This is a genomic window from Clostridium sp. (assembly GCF_029258205.1).
Lineage (GTDB): Bacteria > Bacillota > Clostridia > Clostridiales > Clostridiaceae > Sarcina.
This window is the reverse complement of record NZ_JARHZJ010000016.1, coordinates 40,229-47,963: the sequence shown is the minus strand read 5'-3', so window position 1 is coordinate 47,963 and position 7,735 is coordinate 40,229. Positions and strand designations below refer to the sequence as shown.

The 7,735-nt window shown below is 26.7% G+C and carries 7 protein-coding genes and 1 pseudogene; 4 read left to right on the top strand and 4 right to left on the bottom strand.

All coding sequences use genetic code 11. From position 1 onward, the window contains the following. Positions 1-226, bottom strand: a pseudogene (locus Q1J60_RS02255) (6-phosphofructokinase); the annotation flags it as partial. Positions 227-604: 378 nt separating this feature from the next. Between Q1J60_RS02255 and Q1J60_RS02250 the strand changes: the two are divergent. The 3 genes from Q1J60_RS02250 (at position 605) to Q1J60_RS02240 (ending at position 5,068) form a co-directional block, all read left to right on the top strand. After that, entirely contained in the window at positions 605-1,015 is a 411-nt protein-coding gene (locus Q1J60_RS02250; RefSeq protein ID WP_300257906.1) for a Fur family transcriptional regulator, read from the top strand. 186 nt (positions 1,016-1,201) lie between these two features. Next, the gene (locus Q1J60_RS02245) at positions 1,202-3,625 is read left to right on the top strand and encodes an FN3 associated domain-containing protein (protein ID WP_300257903.1); all 2,424 of its coding nucleotides are present in this window, start codon (positions 1,202-1,204) and stop codon (positions 3,623-3,625) included. Between the two features lie 51 nt (positions 3,626-3,676). Next, a complete protein-coding gene (locus Q1J60_RS02240; protein ID WP_300257900.1) occupies positions 3,677-5,068 on the top strand; it encodes an MATE family efflux transporter in 1,392 nt (463 codons plus the stop codon). 194 nt (positions 5,069-5,262) lie between these two features. Here the strand turns inward: Q1J60_RS02240 and Q1J60_RS02235 are convergent, their stop codons facing one another. From Q1J60_RS02235 to Q1J60_RS02225, 3 genes are all read right to left on the bottom strand, one after another. Further along, positions 5,263-6,072, bottom strand: coding sequence for a metal ABC transporter permease (locus Q1J60_RS02235; protein ID WP_300257898.1), 810 nt, complete (start codon positions 6,070-6,072; stop codon positions 5,263-5,265). An 18-nt stretch (positions 6,073-6,090) separates the two neighbouring features. Further along, positions 6,091-6,759 (bottom strand): metal ABC transporter ATP-binding protein, encoded by a 669-nt coding sequence (locus Q1J60_RS02230; RefSeq protein WP_300257895.1) that lies wholly within the window; start codon positions 6,757-6,759, stop codon positions 6,091-6,093. A gap of 72 nt (positions 6,760-6,831) precedes the next feature. Next, the gene (locus Q1J60_RS02225; protein WP_300257893.1) at positions 6,832-7,167 is read right to left on the bottom strand and encodes a hypothetical protein; all 336 of its coding nucleotides are present in this window, start codon (positions 7,165-7,167) and stop codon (positions 6,832-6,834) included. 162 nt (positions 7,168-7,329) lie between these two features. Here Q1J60_RS02225 and Q1J60_RS02220 point away from each other — a divergent pair, with 162 nt between their 5' ends. Beyond that, positions 7,330-7,728 (top strand): DUF6762 family protein, encoded by a 399-nt coding sequence (locus Q1J60_RS02220; RefSeq protein ID WP_300257890.1) that lies wholly within the window; start codon positions 7,330-7,332, stop codon positions 7,726-7,728. Positions 7,729-7,735: the final 7 nt, after the last annotated feature.

Below are 7,735 nucleotides of genomic sequence, written 5' to 3'. Positions count from 1 at the left end.
TACAAGAACCTAAACCAGAGGCAGGTGAACTTTTAAATCTTTCTAATTGAAGTTCATCAAGTTCTGAAAGATTTATTATTTTTTTATTTAAAATACCTTCTATTCCGTTTAATCCACCATAAACATTTTCATATAAATTAAGTTTTTTATTTGCTTTAACTAGACCATAAACACTAGCATTTATTACTGAAGTAGGTCCACCAGATTGAGCTATAATACAATTCATTTAAAAAATCTCTCCTTTATATTGATCACATTAATACAAAAGTGACTAAATATGCTATACTATTAAACTTAATGTAATACTCTATTTATTAATATACACTATATTAAATAAAAAATAAAGAGTAAATTTTAAAAAAATATATCTTTTGAAAAAGAAAACAATAGCAAAAGTTTTTATATTGCTTGAAATTACTAAGTTTGTTTTAGATGTAAATTTATCTTTGAATATGATATGCTAATTATAAATAGAGTATTCTAAATGAAAATGTTTTCGTGAAGTGTGAGGTGAGTAAAAGATTTTACAAATATATTTTTGTTGAAGTTTTTTTATGTGATATAATTTATATTAATGATTTAAATATTTGTTTAGGAGATTGGTATGGAAGTAAAAGAAATATTTAAAGCTAATGGTGTGAAAGTTACCAAAGCTAGATTATTGATATATGATTTATTAAAGGAAAGTGATAGAAGTGTTACTGCCGATTATATATATAGTAAATGTAAAGAGATAAATTTATCTACTGTTTATAGAACTCTAGAAGTGTTTTTAGAGAAGGATTTAGTAGATAAGTTTGAATTAGGAGATGGAAAAAGTTCTTATAAATTAAAAAATAGAAATATTCATAAACATATTTTAGAATGTGATTTATGTCATAAAGAAATAGAAGTTCCATGTCCTATGCAACAGATTGAGGAGCTTTTAAGAAATCAAACAGGATTTAAAGTTAAAGAGCATAATCTTACTTTAAAAGGTATATGTGAAGAGTGTATAAATAATAAGAAAGAATAGTTTTTAATAAGACTATAAGCTATGAATTAGTGAATAAAAATATTCATTATTTTATAGCTTTTTTTATTAAATTGTATGAACTCACAAAAAAGAAACTATAAAGAAAATCTTAATAAAAACTGAAATTTATTCATTGTTTAAAGTAATTAGATTACTTAAAATGAGGTAAAAAGGAGTTGGTATTATATGATAAAATTTGAGAAAAAAAAGAAAAATAATATTACTATAGTAAATATATATAATTTTATAAGAAAAACTGTTTATCCAAGTGGAGAGTTTGTTGAAGATGATTTTCAGACAGTAATTCAAGAAGTTGAATTAATAAAACAATATGGTTTTCCTGCAACATATGCATTGAAATATGATGCTTTAATGGAGGAAAGATTTGTGAAATTTATAAAAGAATCTATAGATGAATATGATGAAGTCGGAGCTTGGTGGGAAATAACTGAGGAGTTAGCAAAGAAGGCTGGGGTTAAATGGAAGGGTGAAACTCCTATTGATGATCATGTTGATAAGGGATATTCACTTGGTTACAGTCCTGAGGATAGATTTAAAATGGCTGATATTTATATGGCTGATTTTAAGGACATATTTGGATATTATCCTAAGACAGTTGGTTCTTGGGTCATAGATATAAGAACCTTAACATATTTAAATGAGAATTATGGAGTAATAGGAGGAGCTATTTGTAGAGATCAGATTGGAACTGATGGATTTACTCTTTGGGGAGGATATTTTAATCAAGCTTATTATCCAAGTAGGTTAAACGAATATATTCCAGCTCAAAGTAAAGAAATGCAACTTAATTTACCTTTGTTTAGGCTTTTAGGCCCAGATCCAATTTATAATTTTGAAGAGGGATTACGCAAAGAGTTAAAAGGTGTTCATACTTTAGAGCCAGCATGGATAATTGGACAAAATAAAGAATGGGTTTATTGGTTTTTTGAATGTTTAAATGAAGAAGAGACCTTAGGATTTTCTTATGCTCAGGTAGGTCAGGAAAATACATTTTTATGGAACACCATGTATAAGGGGTATGAAGTTCAAATAGAACATATATCTAATTTGGAAAAGGAAAAAAAGCTTAGGGTTGAAACTTTAGCTGAAAGTGCCCTTTGGTATAAGAAGAAATATAGGTTAACTCCGCCTACTACTTTTGGAGCTAAAAAAGATTGGAACACTTATAATATGAAAACTTTATGGTATAACAGTAGGTTTTATAGAAGTAGTTTTTTATTTGAGAATAATGTTTTAAGTATAAGAGATATTCATTTATTTAATGAAAATTATAAATCACGATATTATGATAACTATTTAAATAGCAATGAAAGTGTATTTGACGCTTTGCCTTTAATGAGACCTCATTATTGGAAAAATGAAATAGATGAAAGACCAGAAATAAGCTTTGTTAAATTAAAAAGAATTGGTGTATATGAAAAAATTAAAGGAGATAGTATAGATTTTAAAGCAATTAATGATATTGGATGCGAAATAATATGGGATTTAAATAATGAAGAAAGTATAAAAATACTTTGTGATGAGGATAAGATAAATATTAAATTTAATGTGAAAAATTCTAAAGAATATATGCTTTGTTTAAATACCTTACCAGTTCTTAAGGAATTAAATTTAAATACGATTTTATGTAAGCACAATGATTTTAAATATAAAATTTCCCTAATTAAGGGAGAATTTTCAGTAGATGAAGAAGCTAGGATATTAATAATTCCAGAGGAGAGAGAAATAGTTTTAGATTTAAATACCATCTGTAAAAGACCTAAGGAAAAAGATTTCTTTACTGAAGAATATCTAAAAAATAGAGAGGATATAGATGGATATATACCAGAATATAAAAGATATAAGAAAAGTAGCAAGGTTAAACTTAGAGCTTTTAGACCAATTGTAAACATAGATACTTTACTTATGAATAAACCATTTTCTCAAGAAATTCTTTTAGGAAAAAGAGATAAAAAGGGAGAGATTAGATATACCTTAGATGGAAGTGAGCCAAATGAAAAATCCTTATTATATAAAAATCCAATAGTTGTTAATGATAGAGCTTTTATAAAAGCTAAGGTTTTTAAAGAAGGATACAATCCTAGTAATACTGTGGAAAGTAGAATATATGTAACTTTACCAATAGCTGATATTAAAGGATTAACTAAGCCGACGGATCATTATATGTATAATAAAAGAGGAGTTTATGATTTAATAGATGGTGAAAAGGGAAGTTTACATTATACTGATGGAAAATGGCTTGGATATACAGAGGATATGGAAGTAATAGTTGACTTAGGAGAAGTAAAAGAAATAAAAGAGATAATGGTTGGATTTTTACAAGACACAAGAGCTTGGATTTATTATCCTAAGTTTGTAGAGTTTTATTCTTCAATAGATGGAGAGGAATTTACTTTAGTAACAAGAGAAGAAAAGAATAAATATAAAAAAAGAGAGGAAGTAGGTAAAAAGGATATTACATCACAAAGAGAAATTAAGGCTAGGTATATTAAAATATTTGCAAAAAATGAAGAGGTATGTCCAGCTTGGAGTATAATGCCAGGAGAGGGACCTACTTTTATGTTTGTTGATCAAATTACTGTTATATAAAATATGAATTATAATATGTGAGAATAATTTTTTAGATATACAGGGGGAAAAATGGACAAGCGAATTGATTTAACTGAAGGAAAAATAACAAGCAACCTTATAAAACTTTCGATACCTATTATGGCTACCTCTTTTATACAAATGGCTTATAACATGGCAGATATGATATGGGTTGGAAGGATAGGAAGTAGTGCAGTGGCAGCTGTTGGTACTGCAGGATTCTTCCCTTGGCTTGCTATGGCCTTTATAATGATTTCTAAGGTGGGAGCTGAGATAAAAGTAGCACAAAGCTTAGGAAGAAATGATATAGAGAGTACAAAGGACTATATAAAAAGTGCCTTTCAACTAAATATTATATTAGCTATTTTTTATTCAATGATATTACTTTTATTTAATAGTCAGTTAATAGGATTCTTTGACTTAGGTGATATTGAAGTTATAAAAATGGCTAAGACATATTTAATTGTAGTTGCTTTAGGAATGGTATTTAACTTTTTAAATCCAATATTTACAGCTGTCTTTACTGGATCAGGAGATAGTAGAACACCTTTTATAGCTAATACTATAGGATTAATTTTTAATATAGTTTTTGATCCAATATTAATCTTTGGTATAGGAGTATTCCCAGAGATGGGGATACTAGGAGCTGCTTTAGCTACAGTTTTAGCGCAGGTTATAGTTACAGGTACATTTCTATATATAATGATAAGAAGCAATGCTGAATACTTAAAAATAAATATTTTAAGTGGAATTAAAATAAATTATATGAAAACTTTATTTCATATTGGATTACCTGCAGCTTTGCAAAGTGGATTATTTACTATTTTTTCAATGTTTATAGGAAAAATAGTCGCAGTATTCGGTCCAGTGCCTATAGCTGTTCAAAAGGTAGGTTCACAGGTTGAAGCCATTTCATGGATGACATCAGGTGGAATATCTACTGCCTTAAGTACATTTGTGGGACAAAACTATGGAGCGGGAAAGCTAAAGAGAATAGTAAAGGGGTTTAATATAACTATGATAATTTCTATTATAGTAGGAGTATTTGCTTCATTATTATTAATTGTATTTGGAGAAGATATATTTAGGGTATTTATACCAGAGGTGAAAGCTATAGAGCAAGGAACGGTTTATTTAAGGATACTTGGTTATTGTCAGATTTTTGTTTGCATAGAAATAACAACAACAGGAGCATTTAATGGATTAGGAAGAACGTATATACCATCATTAATAAGTATATTATTAACAGGAGCAAGAATACCAATGGCTTATATTATGTGTAAGCCTGAGTTCTTAGGATTAGAGGGTATTTGGTGGGCAATAAGTATAACAGGAGCTTTAAAAGGTATATTGGTATATTCAATATATAGATATTTATATAATAAAAACAAACTCTTTAAAGTTTATAAGAATGAAAATGGAGAGGAATGTATAAATATATAACTTTTAAGTTATATATTTACTACTCTGTTTTAAAAATAAGGGGTTGTATAAAAAGGTTAATAATAAAACTTACAAACGATATGAAGAGAATATCTAGATGAAATTTAAAATTTAAATTATTAGTGAAATCTAGTAATTCTCAGAATATGTTTGTAAGTTTTATTATCTTTTTATACAACCTATTTATATTAGTATTATAATTTTTTTCTATTTAAAATTAATGATAATATAAGTACTATTACTGATGTTAAAGATATAGTTCCTCCTGGAGCTAAATCAAATAGAGAAGCTAGAAGTAGCCCGCTTAAGACATCTATAACTCCTATTACCATTGAAATAATAAGTGATTTAGTAAATCCTTTTTTAAATTGCATAGCAGTAGCTGCTGGTATAACAATTATTGATGAAATAACAAGTATTCCCATAACTCTAATTGAAACAGAAATAGTAGCTCCTACTATAATTGTAAAAATATAATTTATAAGTTTTGTATTTATTCCAGAAACTTTAGCACCCTCTTCATCAAAGGTAGTATAAACTAATTTATCATATAATGAAAAGATACATATAAAACACAATAGAGAGACTAAAGCTATTATTATTAAGTCAGTTTTTGAAACTGTTAATATACTTCCAAATAAAAAAGAATTAACTGTTGTACTAGATTTGCCGCTACTAACTAATATTAGTGCTAAACCTAAACTAAAGGTAAGTATAATAGACATAGATAATTCTGCATATTTTTTATAATAATTTCTTAATAACTCTATAAGTAATGCACAAATAGTAGTAAATAAAAAGGCTGTTAAAAGAGGGTTAAATCCAAATACTAGTCCAATTGCAACTCCTGCAAAGGAAGAGTGAGAAAGGGTATCCCCTATCATTGAGTATCTCTTTAACACAAGAAAAAGTCCTATACAGGGACATAAAAGAGATATTATAAAACCGGCCATAAATGCATTACGCATAAATTCAAATTGAAACATATTTTGTATAATAGACATTTTTAAAAATAGCCCTTTCTATATAAATTCATTATTTATTTCATCTAATTTTTTTAAGTATTCATTATTTTTAAATAAAGTAGCTTTAGAATCTTTTAATTCAAGAATATATGATGAATACTTAAGAGATTTTCTTATATTATGTTCAACACATATAATAGTCATTTTCTTATCTTTATTTAACTTATAAATAAGTTCATATATATCTTTTTGAGTCTTTTCATCTATTCCTGTAGAAGGTTCATCTAATATTAATATATTAGGGTGGCCTATTAAAGCTCTTGCAATAAAAACTCTTTGTTGTTGACCTCCAGAAAGAGAACCTATTAATCTATCTTTAAATTCTAGCATATTAACAGCTGAAAGAACCCTGTCTATTTCACCTTTATCCTTTATTTTTAATGTTTTTAAATGTATTTTTAATATTTCATAAACCGTAATTGAAAATTGGGAGTTAAAGTTATCAACTTTTTGAGGAACATACCCGACGCTATTTAAGTTTATCTCTATGCTTCCTTTAATAGGTTTCAAGTATCCTAAAAGAAGTTTTAAAAGAGTAGTTTTAGAACTTCCATTTTCTCCTACTATAGATATAAATTCATTTTTAGGTAAGGTTAAACTTATATCATTTAATTGATAGGGTTTTTTACCACTGTAGGAAAAGGAAAGATTATTTATCTTTATCAAATCGTATCACTCCTAGTATAATTCTAAATAAATTATACATTGATTTTAAGTCAAGTGCAAATAATTTGCATTTTAAGTTAGCTTTTCTATTTCTTTTAAGTCCCAGACTGAATTTTTCTTTTTTTCAAAATAAGCTTTACAAAAAATAGATTGATGAGGTTTATCATAACTAAGCCCATTAATTTCAACTACAGCAATATCATCATCTAAAAATGATAATTCAAAATTTTTAATTGTTAAAAGGCTATTTTCAAAAGTTCCTCTTGTTGTTAAATATTCAGTTGCAAAGTATAAATCCTTACATTTTTGCTTAATATAAATTTTATTAATAATAAAAGCACTTGAAAATATAATAATAAAAAATAGGGATACTCCCAAAATAAGTCTTCTTAACACAAATTTATTCATGAAAATCACCTCTATTACATAATGTTATACAAAATATATTACCATAATTTTACAAGTGTATAAAGATAAATAGAAAGACTTTATTTATATATGCACTTGCAAATATAAAAAGAAATTTTATAATTAGTATATATATATTAAAAGAAGAAAGGATGATATAAGATGGATTTTTCTTCATTAGTTATAATGGAAAAAGATAAAGAGAATGGAGTTATAAAGGGTGAATTAGGAAGTTATTCAGTTTTAGAAGGAACTAATTTTGTTAAAAAGTTATATTGCATAGATGGAGATGTAAGTCTTTTTTTTGATACAGATAAGGATGTTTTAGAATGGGAATTTTCAGCAATATATGATTTGTTCAATGTAGAGGCCTTTACTTCATTAGGATATATAGTAGAAGAGTTTGATGAAGAATATAATCCAACTTGGGTGGTTAAATTTAAATTTGACGAAGAGCATGAGGAAATGAGAGCAGTTTTAAACGAAGTTTGCTCTATTATAGATAAACAAATGAAAAAGGTTTTTGAGGATATAAAGGGTAAAGAAGAAGATTATAAATAATATTTGA

Bases quoted from the DNA above. Each gene is read 5' to 3' on its own strand.
- Q1J60_RS02250 (WP_300257906.1), top strand. From the start codon at position 605: ATGGAAGTAAAAGAAATATTTAAAGCTAATGGTGTGAAAGTTACCAAA.
- Q1J60_RS02245 (WP_300257903.1), top strand. From the start codon at position 1,202: ATGATAAAATTTGAGAAAAAAAAGAAAAATAATATTACTATAGTAAAT.
- Q1J60_RS02240 (WP_300257900.1), top strand. From the start codon at position 3,677: ATGGACAAGCGAATTGATTTAACTGAAGGAAAAATAACAAGCAACCTT.
- Q1J60_RS02235 (WP_300257898.1), bottom strand. From the start codon at position 6,072: ATGTCTATTATACAAAATATGTTTCAATTTGAATTTATGCGTAATGCA.
- Q1J60_RS02225 (WP_300257893.1), bottom strand. From the start codon at position 7,167: ATGAATAAATTTGTGTTAAGAAGACTTATTTTGGGAGTATCCCTATTT.
- Q1J60_RS02220 (WP_300257890.1), top strand. From the start codon at position 7,330: ATGGATTTTTCTTCATTAGTTATAATGGAAAAAGATAAAGAGAATGGA.